Genomic DNA, 21,050 nt, shown 5'->3' with positions numbered 1-21,050 from the left:
GGGCAATGGCATTTCGAGTCGCGCGATGCCCGTCGCGCCGACTTCGCCAACGCTGATTTACCAAGGCGATCTAAAGCGCGCCACGACGATTCCGGGAGTGACCAGCTTGACCAGCTCCGTGCCTGCGATGATAGCGCCGGACGAATTCCTCGGTCGCATTCATGCGAGCGGGACGCGCTTCGTCGTGGCGGCGACCGGTGGTGGTAGCCAGGCGATTTCGGCGCTGCTGGCTGTGCCTGGCGGTTCGCGCAGTGTGCTGGCGGCGACGATTCCCTATTCGTCGACGGCGCTCGTGCAGTGGCTCGGCGCTTATCCCGAACACTATTGCACGGAACGCACCGCTCGCTCGATGGCGATGACCGCTTATCAGCAGGCGATTAATTTGGCCGCCAATGAAGGGGGCGCCGGCCCGATTGCCGGTATCGCTTGTACGGCCAGCCTCGTGAGCGATCGGCCGAAGCGCGGCGCCCATCGAATTCATGTCGCGGCGCAAACGGCGGAACTAACGGCAGTCGCTTCGCTCGAGCTATCCAAGGGGGCTCGCGACCGGCATGGCGAGGAGTTGATCGCCGCGCGATTGCTTTTGAATATGATCGCGCAGGCGTGTGGATTGTCCGACCGGCTAACGTTGCCGCTTAAGTCGCCCGAATGTGTCGTCGAGAATGGCACGCTGGCGCCGGCGGATTGGCAAACGCTGGTGGCAGGTGAAATCAACGCCTTGCTGGTGGACGAACGTTGCGGTGACAGTGCGACAGGCGAGACGTCATTTTCGGTCGACGCGGCTTCTAGAAAGGCTCGCGCGATATTCCCGGGCGCTTTCCATCCGTTGCACGCAGGGCATCTGGCCATGGCGCAAATTGCCGAGCAACGATTGGGGGCAGCAGTCGCGTGGGAAATTTCGATTACGAATGTCGACAAGCCGCCGCTCGACTTTCACGAAATGCGTTTGCGCGCGACACAGTTCGCGCGGGCCGACACGAGCACGCCGGGTTTGGCGCTATGGTTTACACGAGCGCCAACGTTCGTAGCGAAGGCGAGCATTTTTCCCGGTGCGACATTTCTGGTCGGCGCCGACACGATCGAACGCATCGCACAGCCGCGCTACTATCGTAACGATGCAGCGCAGCGTGACGAGGCAGTTTCGTCGATCGCGGAGGCCGGCTGTCGATTCCTAGTCTTTGGCCGTCGAGCGCAGGATCGGTTTGAAACGCTGGTGGACTTGAATCTGCCGCCTGAGTTGCGCGCGCTGTGCGAAGAAGTTTCGGAAGCGGAATTTCGCGCCGATATTTCGTCGACCGAGTTGCGGCGAGCTGCCGGTGACGGCGATTGAGATCGCCTGCTCGCGATCCGCACTGCTGGACAAGCCCACACTGGCACTTCGTACCGCTCTTTAAAGCGGCAACTAGGCCATGATCTCGCGCACGACTTCGCCGCGTGCGATCGGGAAGGGGCGTCCTAGCGGATCGTGTATTTCGGTCGCGGGCGAAAGCCCCAGCGATTGGAACATCGTGGCCAGCAAATCCTGCGGCCGCACCATGCCGTCTTTTGGCTCGCCCCCGATCGTGTCCGAAGCGCCGTGAATGTATCCGCCGCGGAGTCCGCCGCCGGCTAGCGCCACGGAAAAGACGCTTCCCCAGTGGTCACGGCCGGCAACCACGTTGATCTTCGGGCTGCGTCCGAATTCCGACATGCAGACGACCATCGTCTCGTCGAGCATTCCGCGCCCGTCCAAATCCGACAGTAACGCTGAATACGCCTGGTCGAACGTCGGCATGAGAACTTTCTTCAGCCGGTCAGCTTCGCGGACGTGCGAGTCCCAGCACGGCGCATCGAACGGCTCGTCGGGACCGCGAAACCAATTGACCTGCACGAGTCGCACGCCGGCCTCGATCAAGCGCCGCGACAGCAGCAAGCTCTGCCCGAACTGCGATCGCCCATACCGGTCGCGCGATGTATCAGACTCTTGCGACAGATCGAACGCCGCTCGGGCTTCACGCGAGGTCAACAGATCGAAAGCCTGATCGATCGCTTTTTGATACGAACCGCCCGAGGCATCCTCGCGCCGCGACGCGGCGCGAAGGCGCTCAATCTCGTCCAATAATGATTGCCGGCTGTGAAATCGGTCGAGGGGCAATTCTTCGGGGAGCGAGAATTCGGGAATGCGGAAATCGGCCGATGCCGGTTGGCAGCGGAACAACCACGGATCGCTCGCGCGCCCCAGGAACCCAGCGTCCTGGCCAGGCCAGACCGAACCGTCCGTATTGTGGATGTGTTGCGGCAACCGCACGGCGTTGGGAAGCGAAGCAGCGTCAGGTTGTAAATGCCGAACGATCGAGGCGAACTGCGGCCAGTTGTTCGGGGCGCCAGGATTCACGTTCTCGGCGTTCAACGGCTGATGCGGCACGCCCGTCAACATGTAATAGCCGCTCGACGAATGCGCGTTGTCGCCGGTGCGCATGGCGCGCAGCAGGCATAAGCGATCGGCCAACGTCGCCGTCTGTGGCAACAGTTCGCCCAGCGACATGCCTGGCACCGCCGTTGCGATGTGCCCGAACTCGCCGCGCACCTCGGCGGGGGCGTTGGGCTTCGGATCCCAGGTCGCATGCTGCGAGGGACCGCCACAGAGGAATATTACGATGCACGACTTTGCCCGACCTCGCGGTGGATCGGTGGGCGTGTTGGTCTTAGCCTGCGCCGTAGGCTGCAGTAACTCAGTCAGAGTACAGCCGAAGGCCCCCAGACCGCCGATTCGTAGTAATTCTCGTCGTGAAACGCGATCGCAAAGCCGCACAGGCGTTTGGGCCGTGACGCGAAGCATCAGAATTTCTCGGGGCGGGCGAAATCAGGCGTGGGATGCGCCCGTAGTATATCCATCGGCGACGGTTGATGCACGGTTCTTTTATCGCCGACATTGCGTATCGGTTCGGCGTTTGAAGATTGCAGCCGGCGCGGACCCATCGAATCACAGCTCATCTAGATGTCGCGGCCAATCATCTTTCAACAGCCGCGACAGCGATCGATCGGCCAGAATCTGACCACCGGTCTGACAGCCCGGACAGTAATTCGTTTCGTTGTCGGCATAGCGGATGCGCTGCACCGGCGCACCGCACACCGGGCAAGGCTGGCCGAACTTGCCGTGTACGGCCATCTCGGGTCGAAAGGCCGTAACTCCTTCAGGGAAAGTTTCGCCCGCCTCGCGCCGCAGGCGTTCGATCCACTCGGTCAAGACGTCGCGCGTTGCCGTGAAGAGCTGTGCAATTTCGGCGTCCGACATTTTTTGCGTGAGCGTGAAGGGGCTCAATCGGGCGCGGTGCAGAATCTCGTCCGAGTAGGCATTGCCGATGCCGCTCATGAGACTTGGGTCCGCCAGCGCGCGTTTGATGGTGTGATTGCGCGAACGCAGCACGGCGGAGAATCGCTCGACGTCGGCGGCCAGGACGTCGATGCCACCGGGATCATGTTCGGCAAGCGCCGCTTCCCCCTGAACGATATAGAGCGCCGCGCGCCGCTTCGCGCCTGCCTCGGTGAGTATCAGCGATCCATTGTGAAAATCGAAAGCAGCCAGATTGTATTTACCCGCCAGCCTCGCGCCGGGCGCCTTCCAGTGCAATCGGCCTGCAATCATCAAGTGCAAGACGAGCCACAGATCATCGTCGAGACCAATGGCGATGCGCTTGCCAAGTCGGCGCAATGTTTGCACGTTTTTTCCAGAGACGGCCGCGATTGGCGGATCGAACGTGCGCAATAAAAACGGACTCGTGATGCGCGCCTGCAACAGTCGCTCGCCCATGATGCGCGCTGCAAGTGCGTCGAGATAAATCGTGATATCGGGGAGCTCGGGCATAGTCGTTCACAAAGATTTTTTCAGAATCGCTGTCCCGACGTTGATACTCGAACGCGGTTATCTGAAGTATTTAAAGGCGACGTTGTGGTGAATCACGATTGTTGTAGCACACGTCGTGGCGATTTTTTCGCCACGCAGCAAGCAGCGCTTCGTTTTGATGCAACGCGCGCAAACTCCCATTTTCCTAGCGTTTTCGAGTGGCGAAAAAATCACCACTTGATCGCTCTCCCTTTGATGGGTGTCATGCAAGGCCCCACGAAACCGGTCAACCAAGGTTTTTGAAACACGCGCCCCGAGCTGCCGTTAATGGATTCACTCCATGTTCGAGAATCGCTCGCGACGATTATTGGGGAGAAGCTGCAAGACTACTTGTTTCAGCTTAGCCGGCAGTGGATACTAGTGCGACGAAAGTCAACCTTCCATGCACTCTCCAAGAGTTGCAATTTCTTCGCCAGAGAAACGCTAAGCAAAAACGCTCTCTTCTTCTCTGTGGCGATCTCCTAGACCGTTTGTCATGCACCGTTGAGTTGGTGTACATGATTTCTGTCTTTCCGTTCGTTTCCCTGATTCTTGATGTAACACCTGGATTCTATCTCGAGAGGTTTCGCTAATGTTGACCCGCAACTTGACTTGCTCTCTGTTGCTCTTTTCTGTAGCGACTCTGTCGTTCAATGCATTCTTTACGACGACCGTGCAGGCAGACGTGCTGGTCGTCGATCGACTCAGCAATGCCGTGTACGCCTACAGCGACACCGGCGCCTATCTCAATACGGTTGTCTCAGACTCCACAAATCTGAACGCGCCCGATGGTTTGGTTGTCTCGCCGGATTTGAACCATCTGTATGTCGCGAGTTCGCAAAACAACGAGGTCGTGGAATACGATTACAACTACCACACGGAAACGGCGACGAATCCGCAGGTGATCGCCACCGCCGCAAACGGCCTGGCCATGCCGAACTCGATGGTGTTTAGCCCTGACGGTTCGAAGTTGTTTGTGGCAAACCTGAACGGCACTGGAATCTCGCAACTGAATCCGGATGGGTCGAACGCCGGCCCGCAACTCGCGGGTGGAACGAGCTTCGGCTTCAGTGGCCTGGCCTTTCACGGCAGCACGCTGTTGGCCGGTGGATTCGACGGCGGTGGTGGATTCGCAGGTGGTACTGTCGCGCAATCAGACGCAGGATTCACTTCGATGTCGGACCTTGTCCCTTTGAATGCCACTATCCCCGGCGCGGCGGGCGTGTTCGTTAACGGCAACGATCTGTACGTGACGGGCTTGTTCGGACAGTCGCTCGAGAAGTTCAACGCCACGACCGGTGTTCAGGATGCGACGTTTAACGTCAGTGGCTTGGCATTTCCGCAAGGAATTATGGCCGCGCCCGATGGACAAGGCATGCTGGTCGGCATTCTGGGATTTGCCGCCGGCACGGGCAATATTTCCGAGTACAGCTACTCGGGGCAACTCTTGGGAGTGTTTGCTTCCGCCGGTGCAACACCGGGCTTTACCGAGGCGACTGCCTTTACACATGTGCCCGAACCGACAAGCCTGGCATTGGCCGGTTGCGGTGCGGCGCTGTTGGCCTTGATTGCGCGTCGGCGCGCCAAGCGATAGTGCGGCGCGGATTCTTCGCGTGAACGCCCCCTTACAAACCTTGATTGGGAGTTTCTTATGCATCGTTGTATTTCCCTGGTCGCATTGGTTGCCGGCGTCGCGATAGCCTCGTCGGCCGTCGCGGGGCAGTTGACCTATACGAGCCTTCCTTTTCCTACGCCGGAGAATCGTGCCAACGACCTCGCGGCAGCGAATGCAACGCAGACGACGTTTTTAGGGACCTTGAGTTCTTTCGGAACCGAGACTTTGGACGAGTTCACCAGTGGTCAGCTCGGGGCCACGGCTTCGCAGGCACTGACGTTTGGCGCTAGTGGCATCACCGCCACGGCTCGGTTCTCGGGGGCGTTTAGTGTGCCCGCTCTCCCGGTGAGCACGCCGATCGCTCTTGTCGAACAGCCGGCAACTGCCGGTCAACCGGCCTACAACAACGACATCACCTTCAATGCGCCAGTTACGGCGTTCGGCAGCTACATCATTCAGGCGGGTGACGTAGACGCGAATACGATTACCTTGCGCTTGGAGAATACGATCCTGGGCACGAGCGAGGACGTAGTTATCGGAACAATTGGGCCGGGGGCATCGTTTGCGAATGTGTTCTACTTCGGCGTGACGGACACCGACCCGTTCAACAAAGTAACAATGCTGTTCTCAAACAGCGGCGACGGCGTGTTGTTTGACAACATTACGGCTGGCAATGTGGCCGTGCCCGAGCCGAGCAGCTTGCTGCTGTTGACCGTGGGGGCGGTGCTGCCGTACCTGAGTTGGCGGAGCCGTCGTGTGAAGATGGGCCGCGCAGGTTAAAATGGCGTGATTCTTCGCCGAAAAATTTCGCAATCCGCCCGGCCGGTATATTGTTACCGGGCAGATTGCCTTTTCGGCCGCGGCAATGCCTGACCGGACGGCGTAATTGGATAATCGCATGCGACGGCGCGCAATGACATTGGTCGAGTTGCTGGTCGTCATCGCGATTATTGGCATCTTGATTGCGCTATTACTCCCCGCGGTGCAGAGTGCGCGCGAAGCGGCCCGCCGCGTGCAATGTCAGAACAATCTCAAGCAGATTGGCCTGGCGCTTGCCAATCACGAGGCGGCGCTGAAGCGTCTGCCATCCGGTCAGGTATCGCAGCAGTATCCGCCGGAACCCACGCATCCCTATACGTTTTATCGTTGGTCGGCGCTGGCGCAATTGCTTCCCTACATGGAGCAAGCGAACGTACGTGATTTGCTCGATCTCTCGCTTCCGCTGTACATGCCGGGTGCCGGCTATCCGATCTCGGCGCCGAACCTGAATGGCATTGGGCAGATGCTGCCGATGTTCCTCTGCCCGAGCGACGTTGGCGAACAGCAGAAGCCGCAGACGGGGCCGACGAATTACGTGATGTGCGCGGGCTCGGGCGCTGGCGGAGGAACACCGTTTGCCACCGATGGTGTTTTCTATGTGAATTCGACAACGACCTTTGCCGACATCACCGACGGCAGCTCGCACACGATCGCCGCCTCGGAAAGCTTGTTGGGATTCGACACGATACGTGATCCTTCCGGTGCGTACCTTGGTGTCAGTCCCGAGCGGACGTACAAGTTCGTGCTCGGCTTCAGCGCAACGCCGGACCTCACCGACGCGAAGTGCGCGAGCGCCGCTCTTTTCAATTCAAGCGCCGGCAACGGTAACGACCCACGTGGGTTTGCGTGGTGCAGCGGCGAGTATCGCTGCTCGCTGTACAACCATTACTACGCGCCGAATTCCCCGACCTGCGATTGCATCACGTCGGTGACTGTCGACCCGACGCCGCCGCCGGCGAAGCCCTTTCTTTATTCAGCCTATGGCTGGCGTGCCGCGCGCAGCCTGCATCCGGGCGGCGTAAACGTGCTGCGGGCGGATGGCTCGGGGCAGTTCATGCCGGCGAACGTCGATCTCACGATCTGGCGTGCCCTCTCCACACGCGGGCAGTCGGACGTCGTCGGAAACGAGTAAGCCGCGCCGCGGCGAAGATGCGATTTTTCGAGCAGGCCGTCCGTCACTCGCGCTCGGTGTCGCTGCAGTAATCAAAACCCTCGCGTCCGTCTTACTTGTTGGCCTGCTGCTTAACGTCGTCGTACTCCAGCAGGTGAAAATCTTCCTCGCGGGGGACGTCGTGCAGCTTGTCGGTCATTTTGTAAAGCGTGACCAGTGCTTCGTCGCGCAACTTTTCGCCGGCGCCGGGCGCGACGTACGTGGCGGTCTTGCCGCCGTAACCTCCGGCAGCAGCGTCGCGAATCGTGGGGAAGTAGGCGTGATAGCCGTTCGTATAGCCGACCAGCAGCGTCGTCGGGATGGGCGAATGCTCTTTCAGATCGGTTTGAAATTGCACAAAGAACTCGCCTGGCATGCCGCATAGAGCGACCGCGTCATTGATCAACAGCGTGGTCAGCACGGGGCGCAATCGCCCCGACTGCAGCATGGGTGCCAAATAGCGATCGAACCGCGCGCCGTACATTTTGCTCAGCACGGCCTTCACGTCCGGATCGCGGACATCCCACCGCAGACGAACCGGCACCGAGCGAGCTTCGAACTTGAGAGACGACCGAGGGCTGGCGTCGGTTTTGATATCCCGGGTAGTTTTCGTCACCGCTGCTGCCAATGTCTGCCCCATTTTGCGCATCAGTTCGATACCCTGCTCGTTGCGCGGCGTCTTGTCGACGTAGGGATTGATGTTGCCGCAGCCCCCTTGCAGGTACAGGCAGGGCGCCCCGACGTCTTCGGTAACTTGCCGGCAAGTCTCGCCCACGAAGTCGGCGCTGTATTCCAGATTGTCCGGCCCGAGAACGACGGGATGACACGCATAATGCACGACCAGCGCCAGTGGCTTGCCATCTTCGCCGTCGAAACGTAACAGGACGAATTCCTTGTCGACCGGCGCGGTCGGCTCGTGCTCGACGTTGCGCCATTGCATGGCGACGCGGCCGTCAGGCAGGAAGTGCCGCCGATTGTGCGCGATGTCGACGGTGCCGCGCCCCACCCCCAATCGCACCGGCACAAGCTTCGCGTCTGCCTCGTCGATCGCACGATCGATGGCGTCGATCACGGTTGGTCCGTACTTGTTCGGTTTGCCGTCGAGCGATTCGAGCGAGGGAGCCGCGTGCGTATGACTGGCCGTGACGAACAGATCGCCCATTTTGTGCTTCGAAAGGGTCCGCTCGCGCAGGTCGGCCAGCAGCGAATCTTCGGGCGTGCGTCCCAGGTCGAGCGTGATGATCGCGGCGCGGACGTCGCCACTGACCAGCATTAGCACGCGGGCCATCAACGGATCGAGCTTGCCGGTCGCGGCCTGCGGGCGATTCGAGTAGCCCCACATGAACTGCCCGGGCGGTGGTGTAATGTCGACCGTGGCTACGCCGGCCAATAGCGGTTGGTCAGCCGCCGAAGCCGAACCAGTGGCGAGGGTTAAAATGGCACAACACAACAGCCCGACCGACTCGCGACGGTTCATCGACAATCCTCCGTGGCAGGGAATCTGGCGCTCAGTCTGCCGGCGAGGACACGAGAATGCAACTAGTTCGCGGGTCCAGATGCTTGTTCAGTGGTGTCGCGTGACAGGGTAAGATAGACCAGCCTTGCCGCTTTATAGGGGCGATTCCGCCCTTGCGAAGTAGCGGCCTCACGCTCGACACGCTTGCACGCCAGGAGATAATTCGATGCATCGCCGCAGCCATTTTGTGTTGCTGTGTCTCGCCAGCCAGTTGTTTGGAGCACCGTTGATGCGTGCCTGGGCCGAGGATGCCATGCCTGCGCGGTTTCACCATGTGCATCTGAACGTGACCGATCCGAAGAAATCGTCGCAGTTCTATAGCCGTGTGTTCGGCGCCACGCCCACGAAGTACAACGGCGTGGCTGATGCGCTGTTCACCGAGCGTTCGTTCATTCTGTTGAACAAAGTCGACACGCCGCCCGAGACAAAGCTGAATACCGGTATCTGGCACATCGGCTGGGGAGGCGTCGACGTCAAAAACGAATACGAATGGTGGAAACGCCACAACGTCGACATTCATACGCCGCTGTCGCCGCTTCCTGGCAACGACAATTTTTATATGTATATCAATGGGCCCGACAAGGAATTGATCGAGATTAACACGATGGGGCATCATCGCTTTGCCCACGTCCATTTCTTTTGCACGGACGTGAACGACACGGTGGGTTGGTACGCGAAGCATCTGGGGTTGAAACCGCGATCGCTGACCGTGAAGAAACCGGCGGGCGATATGTCGACGCTGGCCGGCATCTGGATGAATTTCATTCAGTGCGACAACGTGACGATGATTTTCTTCGGCAAGCCGGACGTCTCGCCCGCGCCGCCTTGGTGGCCGGACGAACCGCTAAAGGAAATTCAGCCGACTCGCGGCCGGCCGATCGACCATATCGCGTTTTCGTATCGAAGCATCGAGCCCGTCTTCGAACGAATGAAAGCCGCTGGTGTCGAAATCGTCGAGCCCATCTCGATGCACGATGATACCAAGACGAAAAGTTTCTCCGTTCTTGCCCCCGACAAGGTAACTGTCGAAATCGTCGAAGCGAAGCCAATCCCCGAAGGGATTTGGGAGGATTAACCGCTCACCATGGAGACGCGGAGGCACGGAGCGAATAAAGACGAGCGAGATGTGCTTCTAGGAGTTGCCTGGCCCCTGGATATTGTCTGCGGCCTCCGCGGTTCGGATGGCCTGACGCGCCACGCGGACGACATAGATCAGCATCGCCACGCAGGCGAGTAAGCCGATGATCGTAATCGCGGTATGCAGCTTAGAATGCTCGCTGCTGCCTCCGGATACCTTGGCGACATGCTTCGCCACGTAACCGAAATAGACTTCCACGAACAGCGCAGGCACCAAACCCAGGCAAGCGGCCAGAAACGTGCTGAAGCGTGTTCCGGCGGCGCCCAGGATATAGCTGACCGATACGGGATTGATCGGCGTAAGCCGCAACAAGAGTTGAAAGCGAAAGCCCTCACGATCGACGGCGCGCTGGATGGCGGCGAGTTGCGGTTTTCGTTCTAAATACGCGTGGACCATGTTCTGCAGGAACAACCGCGCCGTCGCATAATTGAGCGCTGCCGTTAGCAGGCAGCCGACCGTCATTGCGAGGGTTCCCCACAGTACGCCGAAAAGCGCGCCCGCGGCGATCGCAAACACCGTGTCGGGCACAAAGATCGACGTGGCGCCGACCATCACGGCGACAAAGATCACGTAGCCCCACAGGCCCTGAGCGGCGATCCAATCCTCGACTTGAGGTATGTGATGGCCAAGACTGCGCCCTAGTATCAGGACAACAGCCAACAGGATAATGCCCAGTCCAATCTTGACGGCGATTCTTGCACGACCGCTAGGATGTTGTTCGCTGGACATGCGGCGTCTTGCTTCATCTTGGTCATTGCGAGAGGGATTGCCGCCGCTTACCGGCGTTTCGATTTGCATGCGATGTCCGTCTTTCGTAGCTTGTGCCTAGCCCGCGTTCCACTCCGTTCGTGGGTCAGGGCCGTCGGTAAGCATTGCGCGCCGTGAATGCCTCTGCCGGCGGCCCGTATGGTTTTAAGTGTTTCAAGCGAATCGCCGCAAACAGGGCCGCCGCTGGATGGATCGACGGTGGGGCAGAAAGCTCACGAAGCCCTCGCTATAGCAATATAACGTCCGTCAGACGAAATCGGCGACCTGCCTTCGATTGCCGTGCTGGGCGCAGTATGGCTTTACCCGGAAGTCGAAGCGATTCCGCAAATTCACGGTCATCGCATCCGTGGCGATGGGGAGCTCGCCATGGCATGACGAGACGCCGGTGACCGGTTACACTCGATGCGGCTCTCTGTCGCCCGACGGCAGCGAGTTTGTTCGCCCTCCCGCCCACTCTCATGCCTTGATGCCGATGCGATGGATTCTTGCCACGGTCCTTTTGATGCGGCTTTGTCCGATTTGCGACGGGGCAGAGCCAGTCGCAAATCCCTTTACGCCCAGAACGCCGGCGGCGATTCCGAAAGTCGTCGCGCCGGGGGGCTACGCGCGGCAAACGCCGGCAAACACCGCTCGCGCGGTGGCGATGGCCATTGAGGATGGCCTCGACGCGATGGAACTGGATGTTCGCCGCACGAAGGATGGCCGGCACGTGATCTTCGACGCCGATCAACTCGACGGTAAATCGTCGGGCACCGGCCCTCTGCGCGAGCAAACATTGGCTGACTTGCAGGCCCTGGATTTTGGCAGTTGGTTCGCCAAACGTTTTGCTGGTGCGAAGATCGTCACGCTCGGTGAATGTCTGGATATGGCGCGCGGAAAAGCTGGCCTGGTACTGGTCGGCCGCGATGTCGAGCCCGAGGCGTTCGCCCGTGAAATCCTAGCGGCGGAAATGGCCGATCAAGTTGTCGTATCGGCAACGGACGACGTTCTCTCGCGTTTAAGGGAGTTATCCGCTGGCAAGATTCGAACACTTAGACCACTTCCGGCCGATCAGGATGCAAAGGAGTGGCTTGCCGTAGGAATCGCCGGTAAGGAGCCTGAGGTTGCGCTTGTTCCAGCTGCTAAAGCGACGACGGAAACGTGCGATACGTTGCACACGAAGCAGGTTTGCGTCGTCAGCGATGCGCGCGGTCCAAACGATAATCCCGAGGGTTGGGACAGGCTGTTGGCGGCCCACGTTGACATTGTGCGCACCGATCGGCCGGAAGAATTTCTTGCGCATGCGATATCTCTTCGGACAGCAAATCGTACAGTCAAATATGCGGCGCATCGTGGCGCACTTCGTTACGCTCCAGAAAATACCGTTGCGTCACTCGATGCGGCGGCGAAGCTGCATGCTGATTTCGTCGAAATCGATGTCCACACAACAAGCGACGGCGGATTGTTCTTGCTGCACGACGGCACGCTCGACCGTACGACCAATGGGCGTGGTCGCGTCAGGCAGGCCACGAACGAGGTGATGCGCGGGCTGGACGCCGGCAGTTGGTTCGGCCTACCGTTCGCCGGTGCAGCCGTGCCAGAGCTAGACGGCTATCTGGCCAAGTTTCCCTCGTCAATGGGGCTCTACTTCGATGCCAAGGACATCACCCCCGAGGAGCTGGCCGCCGCAGTTGCGAAGCACAATCTCGTCGAGCGAACGGTTGTCTATCAGGGGCCCGTTTATCTCGAGAAGCTGAAGCAAATCAATCCGGCAATTAGGACGCTAGCTCCGGTTGCCGCTGCAAGCCACGTTGATACCCTCGCCAAGCGATTCAAACCTTATGCCGTGGATACCGCTTGGAAATTACTGTCGCCCGAATACATCAAGCACTGCCACGAACTGGACATCAAGGTTTTTTCCGACGCGAAAGGGGACACGACGATTGAGCAATATCGTCAGGCAATCGAGTGGGGCATCGACCTGATCCAGACCGATCACCCGCTACGTTTGTGGCGCGCCATCGATCAGCTCTAGGTGAAATAATTTCAACACGCGAAGCACATGCCAACTTCTCGCAAGCCACGACTTCTGGTGATCGGCGCCACAGGCTTTGTCGGCGCGCATGTCGTGCGTGCCGCGCAGCCGCACTACGACGTTATCTCCGGTGCCCGACAAACCGCGCCGGATGATTCCTCGGTTGCCGTGGATATTACAAACGCCGAGAGCGTCCGCGCCGCCTTTGAGCAGGCCCACCCCGATGCGGTAATCCTCACAGCCGCGCTGGCTGACATCGATCGCTGCGAGCGCGAGCAGGAATTCGCCGAACGGGTAAACCTTCACGGCCCGCGTTATGTCTCTGAGGAATGTCGGCGGCTCGGGGCGAGACTACTTTTCACTTCGACGGATGCGGTTTTTGATGGCTTGCTGACCGTCTATCCCGAGGATGCCACGCCGACGCCGGTAAACTTCTACGGCCGTACGAAGGCCAGGGCCGAGGCCGCGATCGCCGAGTTGCTTCCCACGGCCACGATCGTGCGCGTGTCGCTCGTTCTGGGGCGCGGACTGCGCCCCGGCACGAACTCGTATATCGACAAGTTGGCCACATCTTTCGCCGCGGGAACGAAAGTGGTGACGCCGACGTTCGAATATCGCAATCCGATCGACGTCAGCACGCTGGCGGGCATACTCGTCGAGTTGGCCGGTCGCGAAGTGAGGGGCATTTTCCACGTCGGCGCATCGGATAAGATTGTCCGCTATGACCTGGCGCGACGCGTGGCTGTGGCGCTGGGAGCATCACCCGATTTGGTTGTGCCGCAGTCCGCACCCACGCCGGGCCGGGCGCCACGCGGGATCGACGACTTTTTGGTTTGCCGGCGACTGCCCGAGTTGATCGGCTTCGTCCCGCCCACATGTCAGCAAGTTATTGAAAGAGCCGTGCATGGAACTGCCTAAGGCTGTTCACGAACTCGAATTCAACCACGGTTCCGTATACGGGCCTGAGGAGGCCGAGGCGCTGCGCCAAGTGCTGGCGACGAGCGCGCCGTCGTGCGGGCCGAAGGTCAAGCAGTTCGAGGATGCGTTCGCCGCCTTTTGCGGCACACGCCACGCCTTGGCCGTATGCAATGCCACGGCCGGGCTCGAGCTGGCCATGATCGCGGCCGAAGTCGGGCCAGGGGACGAGGTCATCACGACGCCCTTGAGTTGGATCTCGACAGCTAACGCGATCGCCGCGCGCGGTGCGAAGGCCGTCTTCGCCGACATCGACCCACGAACCTTGAACCTCGACCCGCAATCGGTCGCCGCGAAAATTTCGCCGCGCACGAAGGCGATCTTGCCAGTGCATCTTTACGGTCAATGTTGCGAGATGGATGCGCTCGTGGCACTCGCCCGGCCGCGCGGAATTAGAATCGTCGAAGATTGCGCCCATGCCCCGGGGGCTCTTTACAAAGGGCGTAAAGCCGGGGCGCTGGGCGATATCGGCGTCTTTAGTTTTCATCAACAAAAGAACATGGTCACCCTCGGCGAAGGGGGCATGGTCACGACCAATGACCCGCAGTTGTTCGAGCGGCTGCTCTCGTATCGATCGTTGTGCTGCCTGACCTATGACCCAAAGGGAAAGTATCTGCCGATCGACGAGCGCGAGCGGCCAATGGGCAAGCGCTACTGGATGCTCGATTTCGCGGATGTCGGGTACAACTTTCGTATGACCGACGCCCAGGCTGCCGTCGGCCTGGTGCAATTGGCGAAGCTCGACCAACTGAACAAACGCCGCCGCGATATCGCGACACAGTACACTGCGGGCCTGGCCGGTATTGCGGGCCTCACATTGCCGTACGTCTCGCCCGACGTCGAGCACACGTTTCACATCTACTGCGTACTGATCGAGAAAGAGTTCCCACTATCGAAGGAAGACTTCATGTGGGAACTGTATACGAAGAAGAAGATCAAAGTCTGGTCGCATTACATGCCTATGCATTTGACGGCGGCTTACCGCGCGAAAGGGCACCGTGAAGGGGAATGTCCACAGGCCGAATCGCTTTTCCATAAGTATGTCAGCTTGCCGATTCATCCCCGGCTAACAGACGAGGGGATTCGATACCTGATTGATGCGATTCGATCCTTAGCATGAACGATTTTTTGCAAACCGTCAGATCGTTGCAGCGGGGCGAAGAGCTGTTTTCGCTTGCGTCGTCGGTGTTTGTCGCGCGGGCGCCGGGTCGCCTGGATTTGATGGGGGGCAACGACGATTACACCGGTGGTATGGTGTTCGAAGCTACGATCCGTGAAGCCACGTGGGCTGCCGTGCAGTTGCGCCGCGATCAGCGGATCGTCTTCGTGAATCCGCAATTGGCAGCGCTCGGGTGGCAGGCGCGGGTTGAGTTTTCTTTCGAAGAACTGAGCGACGAAGCGCGTGTGCGAGCATTGGTGAACCGTGATCCGGCGATCCGTTGGACGGCGTATGTCCTGGGATTGTTCTATTGGCTGCGCAGGCAATCACCGGACATTGTGCGGCGCGGCGCCACGGTACTGATTGATTCCGACGTGCCGTTGAATAAGGGAGTCAGCTCGTCGGCCGCGATCGAGGTGGCAGTGATGAAGGCCGCGGCGAGCGCCTACGGCGTGCCGCTCGCCGGAGTCGAGCTGGCAGAATCGTGCCAATGGGCCGAGAACGTTGTGGCCGAAAGTGCCTGCGGCATCATGGATCAAATCGCTGTCGTACTGGGGGATGAGGGGTGCGTGCTGCCGCTTGTCTGCCAACCATGCGTCCCGCAACCGCTGGTGCGACTGCCAGCCGGTTTGACTTGCTGGGCGATCGACTCGGGCGTGTCGCACGCGGTCACCGGCATCGAATACGAGGCGGCCCGCGCAGCGGGATTCATGGGCTACAAGATGATTTGCGATTTCGAAGGATTGACGGTTCGGCCGGATCTCGATTCGCGCATCCCACGCTTCACCGATGATCGCTTTGCCGGTTATCTGGCGAACCTGTCCCCCTCGCGGTTCCGGGAACGCTACGAGAGCAAGCTGCCCGAGCGAATGACCGGCGCGGAATTTCTGCAGGTCGCACAGGACCACGTCGATCCGTTCACACGGTGCCGACCCGAGATTAACTATGCCGTTCGTGCCTGCACTCGCTACGCCGTGGAAGAAAATGAGCGAGTTCGCCTGTTTGCCGAGCTGGCCCGCGGTGCGGACGCCGACGACCTGTGCCCTGCCGCGACGCTGATGGGTGAATTGATGTACCAGTCGCATCACGGCTATACCGAAACAGGTCTCGGCAACGAAGCCACGGACTTGCTGGTGCGGTTAGCTCGTGAACAGGGGCGCGAGCGTGGAATCTTCGGCGCCAAGGTCACCGGCGGAGGAGCCGGCGGCACCGTGGCGGTGTTGGGGTTGGCGGAACGCGAAGACGCGTTCGATTGCCTGGTCGAGCATTACTCTCGGGCCCGCGGTGCAAAGCCATACGTGTTCCGGGGCAGCTCGCCGGGTGCGGACCATTTCGGTGTGATCGAGGTTACGGCCGCTTCATCTTGATCTCGGTAGTGAACGGCTCGTGCAGTATTGAGTTTGCGATCGCCGGTGCTTGTCATGCGCCTCGATGAAGCTAAAACTGCACGAAAGCGGCCGAGGCGGCGCCGCGAACAGATTCAGTTTCCGTGTGCTTTCCACCGCCGCAAAACGGAGTACTCATAATGGCTACGATGCGCGCTGCACGAGTTGCGAAACCAAAAGGCCCTTTTGAGCTAGTCGAAGTTCCGGTGCCGGAGCCAACGCCGGGCACGGTTCGCATCAAGGTGGAAGCCTGCGGCGTTTGCCACAGTGATTCGGTGGTCAAGGAAGGGTTGTTTCCAAACATCCCTTATCCACGGATACCGGGGCACGAAGTATCAGGGGTGATCGATAAGCTAGGCGTAGGCGTCAAAAGCTGGAACGCTGGCGATCGTGTGGGAGTCGGCTGGAATGGCGGATACTGTTCATATTGCGAGCCTTGCCGGCGTGGCCAATTCTTCGCGTGTCAAAATGGTTTGACGACCGGCATCTCGTTTGATGGCGGCTATGCCGAATACATGATTGCGCCGGCCAGCGCCGTGGCGGCAGTCCCCGACGGAATGTCTCCCATCGACGCGGCACCACTGATGTGCGCGGGCATCACAACCTTCAACGCGTTGCGTAACAGCGGTGCGCGGTCGGGAGACCTTGTCGCGGTTCACGGCCTGGGAGGCCTCGGGCACTTGGGAGTGCAATACGCCGCGAAGATGGGCTTTTACACGGTCGCAGTCGCGCGTGGGCAGGATAAGAAAGAGTTGGCGGCGAAGCTCGGCGCCTCGCTCTACATCGATAGCCAATCGCAGGATGCGGCCGTTGAGCTCATGAAGCTTGGCGGCGCGAAAGCGATCCTGGCCACGGTGACCGACGGCAAGGCGATGAGCTCGATCGCCGCTGGCCTGGGCATTAACGGCACGATGATGGCCATCGGCGTTACCGATTCGATGGAGATATCGCCCATCCGAATGTTGACCACTTCGCAAGCCGTGAAGGGCTGGTATTCGGGAACGTCAATCGATACGCAGGACACGCTGGCTTTCAGCGCTCGGACCGGCGTGGCATCGATGAACGAGTACTATCCTTTGTCGCGCGTGAACGAGGCCTACGAGCGGATGATCACGGGCAAGGCACGGTTCCGCGTCGTGCTTACCATGGGGAAGTGATCAGCGGAGAATTGATCGACTGCCGAACAGGCCGCCAACTGGCTAGAAATTAGTTCGGGCGCTATCGACCGAACTCCTTGAGGGGCAGTCGTTTTGGTCAACGAGTCGCGATCTAGCGGGGGGTAAGGCGTCGCTGCTACCACGCTAGATTCTTCCGAAAATCTTGTTGACACACGGTTTGGCACTCGATAGTAATATCAGAAGAGAATAAGAATTCTGATTCCGGTTCCATGTTCTGTGGCCCGGTTTTGAATTCGGGCAGAAAACAGAATGAGAATTCCGGTTCCATTTTTCTCCAAAACCGGTTTTGGCTTACGCCAAGATAGCACTTAATGAATCGCCTTCTCTCCAAAGTCGAATGGGTTCGTCCTCCGCGGCAAACCCGTAGCCAGGAGACGCTCGAACGTCTGCTGGACGCGGCTGAGGAAGTGTTTGGCGAGCGCGGTTTCGAGGCGGCAACGGTGGCCGAGGTAGTGCGCCGCGCACGCTCGAGTGTGGGAGCGATGTACGCTCGCTTCACCGATAAGGACGCGCTGCTGAGCTGCTTGCACGAACGGTTTTGCGAAGAGGCTTTGGCAACCGCCGATTTGGCGCTTGATACCGAGCGCTGGGATGGGGCGTCGATCGCCGAGATTTTCGCCGAGGTGATCCCGTTTCTGGTGGCGGTCTATCAGGAGAAGAAGGGGTTGGTCCGTGCCTTTATAGTGCGCGGCACCAATGATCCCGAGTTCGCTGAAACTGCCAGCCGGTTGGGGAAGTACATTTCGCAGCGGTTGACGGAATTGGTTCTCGACCGGCGTGGCGAGATCACGCATCCTGACCCCGTCGTGGCGGTGGACTTTGGGCTGCGCATGATGTTCGACACGCTCGATCAATCGACGCTGTTCGCCGGCGTCGAGCGTTCGGCTCATCCGCTTTCGCCGCAGCAAACTGCCCGAGAATTGATTCGTTTGTACCTAAGTTATCTTGGCGTCGAGCGAACACTACCTGAGCAGGGTGTGTCCGACGAAGAGGTCAGCAGCCAAATCGTGTGATTGATATCGTGTCCGATGCACGCGACACGATCAGAAGATAGCGTTCCGAATCACGAGCATTCCGACCGACGTTTGACAGGAGATACGAGGATGAAGGCCAGGATTCTTTCGTTGTGCCTGCTGGTCGGCTTGGCGCCTTCGCTTGCACTTGCTGCGGAAAGCGCACTGGTCGGCAAGAAGATTTCGAACTTCACCGGCCGTGATTTCCGCGGCAAGGAAGTCGCCTTGGCGGATCTTGCCGAGAGCAAGGCCGTGGTGGTCATCTTCCTGGGTACGGAATGCCCGCTGGCCAAGTTGTACGGACCGCGGCTTGTCGAGTTGCAGAAGGAATTTGCCGATAGGGGCGTTTCCTTCATTGGCGTCGATTCGAATCGCCAGGACCTGGGGACCGAAGTGGCCCATTACGCTCGTGAGGCGGCGATCGAATTCCCCTTGCTGAAAGATGCCGGAAATGTGATTGCCGATCAATTCGGAGCTCAGCGCACGCCCGAGGCATTTGTCCTCGACAAGAATGGCGCCGTGCGCTATCACGGTCGCATCGACGATCAATATGGATTCATGGGCAAGGGAATCGCCTACCAGCGCACCGAACCGATTCGCCGTGATTTGGCCGAGGCGTTGACCGAGCTTCTGGCCGGCAAGGAAGTTTCCCAGCCCGAGACGCCGCTGCAAGGTTGCTTGATTGGCCGGGTCAAGGAACCGGTCGCCGACAGCGACGTGACCTATTCGAATCAGGTCGCGCGAATCTTCAACGCCAATTGCGTCGAATGTCATCGCCCGGGACAGATCGCTCCGTTCCCGCTGACCTCTTATGACGAAGCGGTGGGTTGGGCTGATATGATTCAAGAGGTTGTACAAGAACGCCGCATGCCTCCTTGGCACGCTGATCCCGCGGTGGGCACGTTCAGCAACGATTGCCGCTTGAGCGACGCGGATCTGGCCACGATCGAGAAGTGGGTCAAGAATGGCGCACCCGAGGGAAATCCGAAGGATCTGCCCGAGGCGCCGAAATTCACAGACGGCTGGCAAATTCCACAGCCGGATCAGATTATCTACATGGCCGACGAGCCGTACGATGTCCCAGCCGGAGGGACGGTTGAATACCAGCGATTTGTCATCGATCCAGGCTGGACCGAGGACAAGTGGATCAAGGCGATGGAATGCCGTCCGGGCAATCACGCCATCGTGCATCACATTATCGTGTACGTGATCCCGCCAGGCGTGGCGCCCACCGGTCGCGCCGGCCGTTTGCAAACGAATTGGCTGGGGGCATTCGCACCTGGCTTGCGTCAGGAACCGCTTAAAGAAGGCTATGCTCGCTATGTGCAGAAGGGTTCGAAGCTGCTCTTCGAAGTGCATTACACGCCCAACGGTGTCGCTCAGCCGGACCGCAGCTATGCTGGCTTTGTCTTTGCCGATCCGGCGACCGTGAAGAACGAAGTGGCGGTGCAGAACGCCGGCAACTTCACCTTCAAGATTCCGCCGCAGGATCCCAACTACGAAGTCGAAAGCGAATTCGTGTTCCGTCAGAACGCGACGCTCTTGACGATCTCGCCACACATGCATGTGCGCGGCAAGGATTTCTTCTACGAATTAATCTATCCCGATGGAAAGAAGGAAACTCTCCTGTCGGTGCCGAGGTACGACTTCGGTTGGCAGACCACGTACTGGCTGACCGAGCCGAAGCAAATCCCGCGCGGCGCAAAGATGCACTGCGTGGCCCACTTCGACAACTCGCCGGATAATCTGGCCAATCCCGATCCGAACGCCACCGTCGCTTGGGGCGAGCAGACTTGGGAAGAGATGATGTTCGGCTGGTTCGAAATGGCGCTGACGGATCAAGATCTGACCGCGCCAGCGACCGATTCGGCCTTGCGAGTGAAAGAGTTCTTGAAGCAGGCCGAAGGTGACGTTCTGCAAGTTGACGAGCAGTTAAAGCAGATGGCCGGCAAGGCGCTTGAGACGCCCAAGAGTTGGGAACTGGTCACGTGGCAAATCTTGGAGTTGGTGCCACAGGTGGACCGCGTTTGCATTACGACCGTCGACGGCGACAAGCTCCGCCTGAAGATGGTGCAGGACCGCATCGGGCTGAAGACGCCATTCCACAGCACTTCGACGGTCGCCAAGGCCGAGGGTGAGGCGCTTGCTGATTACGCCCTGGGTGACAAAGTGGTCGTCAACGATTCGCTGACGAACGTCAAGGGGCCGACGATGAACAAGATGGCGAAGAAGGATATTCATTCGAGCATGCACGTGCCCGTGCAGATCGATGGGCAGCGTTGCACGATGAACTTCTGGAGCACCGAGGAAGGGGCGTTCCCGCCGCAAGCGGCGCAAATCCTCGAGCAGATCGCGCGGCTGGTGGCCGAAGGGTCGCAAGCGAAATAGCCGCGTAAGCATATTCAGGTGGACCGCCACGCCAGTGCCCCGTGCGTCGCTCTATAGGACGCGCGGGGCA

At 59.5% G+C, this 21,050-nt stretch carries 16 protein-coding genes; 12 read left to right on the top strand and 4 right to left on the bottom strand.

The genetic code is table 11. The features are described from left to right. Positions 1-25 precede the first annotated feature (25 nt). Positions 26-1,330 carry a hypothetical protein gene (locus tag VGN12_14945; GenBank protein ID HEY4310745.1) on the top strand — a complete coding sequence of 435 codons (1,305 nt, stop codon included), beginning with the start codon at positions 26-28 and terminating at the stop codon, positions 1,328-1,330. A 72-nt stretch (positions 1,331-1,402) separates the two neighbouring features. Here the strand turns inward: VGN12_14945 and VGN12_14940 are convergent, their stop codons facing one another. Together VGN12_14940 and VGN12_14935 are read right to left on the bottom strand one after the other, a co-directional pair. After that, on the bottom strand, positions 1,403-2,818 hold the full coding sequence (locus VGN12_14940; protein HEY4310744.1) for a DUF1501 domain-containing protein: 1,416 nt from the start codon (positions 2,816-2,818) through the stop codon (positions 1,403-1,405). Positions 2,819-2,962: 144 nt separating this feature from the next. Continuing rightward, positions 2,963-3,844: a DNA-formamidopyrimidine glycosylase family protein gene (locus VGN12_14935; protein ID HEY4310743.1), complete on the bottom strand. Its 882-nt coding sequence runs from the start codon at positions 3,842-3,844 to the stop codon at positions 2,963-2,965. A gap of 610 nt (positions 3,845-4,454) precedes the next feature. Here VGN12_14935 and VGN12_14930 point away from each other — a divergent pair. The 3 genes from VGN12_14930 (at position 4,455) to VGN12_14920 (ending at position 7,428) form a co-directional block, all read left to right on the top strand. Next, positions 4,455-5,456, top strand: coding sequence for an SMP-30/gluconolactonase/LRE family protein (locus VGN12_14930; protein HEY4310742.1), 1,002 nt, complete (start codon positions 4,455-4,457; stop codon positions 5,454-5,456). Between the two features lie 57 nt (positions 5,457-5,513). Continuing rightward, positions 5,514-6,257 (top strand): PEP-CTERM sorting domain-containing protein, encoded by a 744-nt coding sequence (locus tag VGN12_14925; protein HEY4310741.1) that lies wholly within the window; start codon positions 5,514-5,516, stop codon positions 6,255-6,257. A 118-nt stretch (positions 6,258-6,375) separates the two neighbouring features. Further along, positions 6,376-7,428, top strand: coding sequence for a DUF1559 domain-containing protein (locus tag VGN12_14920; GenBank protein HEY4310740.1), 1,053 nt, complete (start codon positions 6,376-6,378; stop codon positions 7,426-7,428). A gap of 91 nt (positions 7,429-7,519) precedes the next feature. Here VGN12_14920 and VGN12_14915 read toward each other — a convergent pair whose 3' ends face one another. Continuing rightward, positions 7,520-8,923 carry a neutral/alkaline non-lysosomal ceramidase N-terminal domain-containing protein gene (locus VGN12_14915; protein ID HEY4310739.1) on the bottom strand — a complete coding sequence of 468 codons (1,404 nt, stop codon included), beginning with the start codon at positions 8,921-8,923 and terminating at the stop codon, positions 7,520-7,522. Positions 8,924-9,128: 205 nt separating this feature from the next. On the opposite strand from VGN12_14915, the gene VGN12_14910 reads away from it, so the two are divergent. Beyond that, entirely contained in the window at positions 9,129-10,037 is a 909-nt protein-coding gene (locus VGN12_14910) for a VOC family protein (GenBank protein HEY4310738.1), read from the top strand. 57 nt (positions 10,038-10,094) lie between these two features. On the opposite strand, the gene VGN12_14905 is transcribed toward VGN12_14910, so the two are convergent. Next, positions 10,095-10,829, bottom strand: coding sequence for a VTT domain-containing protein (locus VGN12_14905; protein ID HEY4310737.1), 735 nt, complete (start codon positions 10,827-10,829; stop codon positions 10,095-10,097). 511 nt (positions 10,830-11,340) lie between these two features. Between VGN12_14905 and VGN12_14900 the strand changes: the two genes are divergently transcribed. The 7 genes from VGN12_14900 (at position 11,341) to VGN12_14870 (ending at position 20,980) form a co-directional block, all read left to right on the top strand. Next, a complete protein-coding gene (locus VGN12_14900) occupies positions 11,341-12,882 on the top strand; it encodes a glycerophosphodiester phosphodiesterase family protein (GenBank protein ID HEY4310736.1) in 1,542 nt (513 codons plus the stop codon). 27 nt (positions 12,883-12,909) lie between these two features. Further along, entirely contained in the window at positions 12,910-13,800 is an 891-nt protein-coding gene (locus tag VGN12_14895) for an NAD(P)-dependent oxidoreductase (GenBank protein ID HEY4310735.1), read from the top strand. Further along, the gene (locus tag VGN12_14890) at positions 13,787-14,977 is read left to right on the top strand and encodes a DegT/DnrJ/EryC1/StrS family aminotransferase (protein ID HEY4310734.1); all 1,191 of its coding nucleotides are present in this window, start codon (positions 13,787-13,789) and stop codon (positions 14,975-14,977) included. Before VGN12_14895 ends, VGN12_14890 begins: the two co-directional genes overlap by 14 nt. Further along, on the top strand, positions 14,974-16,383 hold the full coding sequence (locus VGN12_14885; GenBank protein ID HEY4310733.1) for a galactokinase family protein: 1,410 nt from the start codon (positions 14,974-14,976) through the stop codon (positions 16,381-16,383). Before VGN12_14890 ends, VGN12_14885 begins: the two co-directional genes overlap by 4 nt. 158 nt (positions 16,384-16,541) lie before the next feature. Beyond that, entirely contained in the window at positions 16,542-17,558 is a 1,017-nt protein-coding gene (locus VGN12_14880) for an alcohol dehydrogenase (GenBank protein ID HEY4310732.1), read from the top strand. Positions 17,559-17,890: 332 nt separating this feature from the next. After that, positions 17,891-18,592: a TetR/AcrR family transcriptional regulator gene (locus tag VGN12_14875; protein HEY4310731.1), complete on the top strand. Its 702-nt coding sequence runs from the start codon at positions 17,891-17,893 to the stop codon at positions 18,590-18,592. Positions 18,593-18,682: 90 nt separating this feature from the next. Continuing rightward, positions 18,683-20,980 carry a redoxin domain-containing protein gene (locus VGN12_14870; protein HEY4310730.1) on the top strand — a complete coding sequence of 766 codons (2,298 nt, stop codon included), beginning with the start codon at positions 18,683-18,685 and terminating at the stop codon, positions 20,978-20,980. Positions 20,981-21,050 lie beyond the last annotated feature (70 nt).

It is taken from the genome of Pirellulales bacterium (assembly GCA_036499395.1).
Taxonomy (GTDB): Bacteria; Planctomycetota; Planctomycetia; order Pirellulales; family JACPPG01; genus JACPPG01.
The sequence above is the reverse complement of the archived record's forward strand: the minus strand, read 5'-3'. Positions and strand labels throughout refer to the sequence as shown.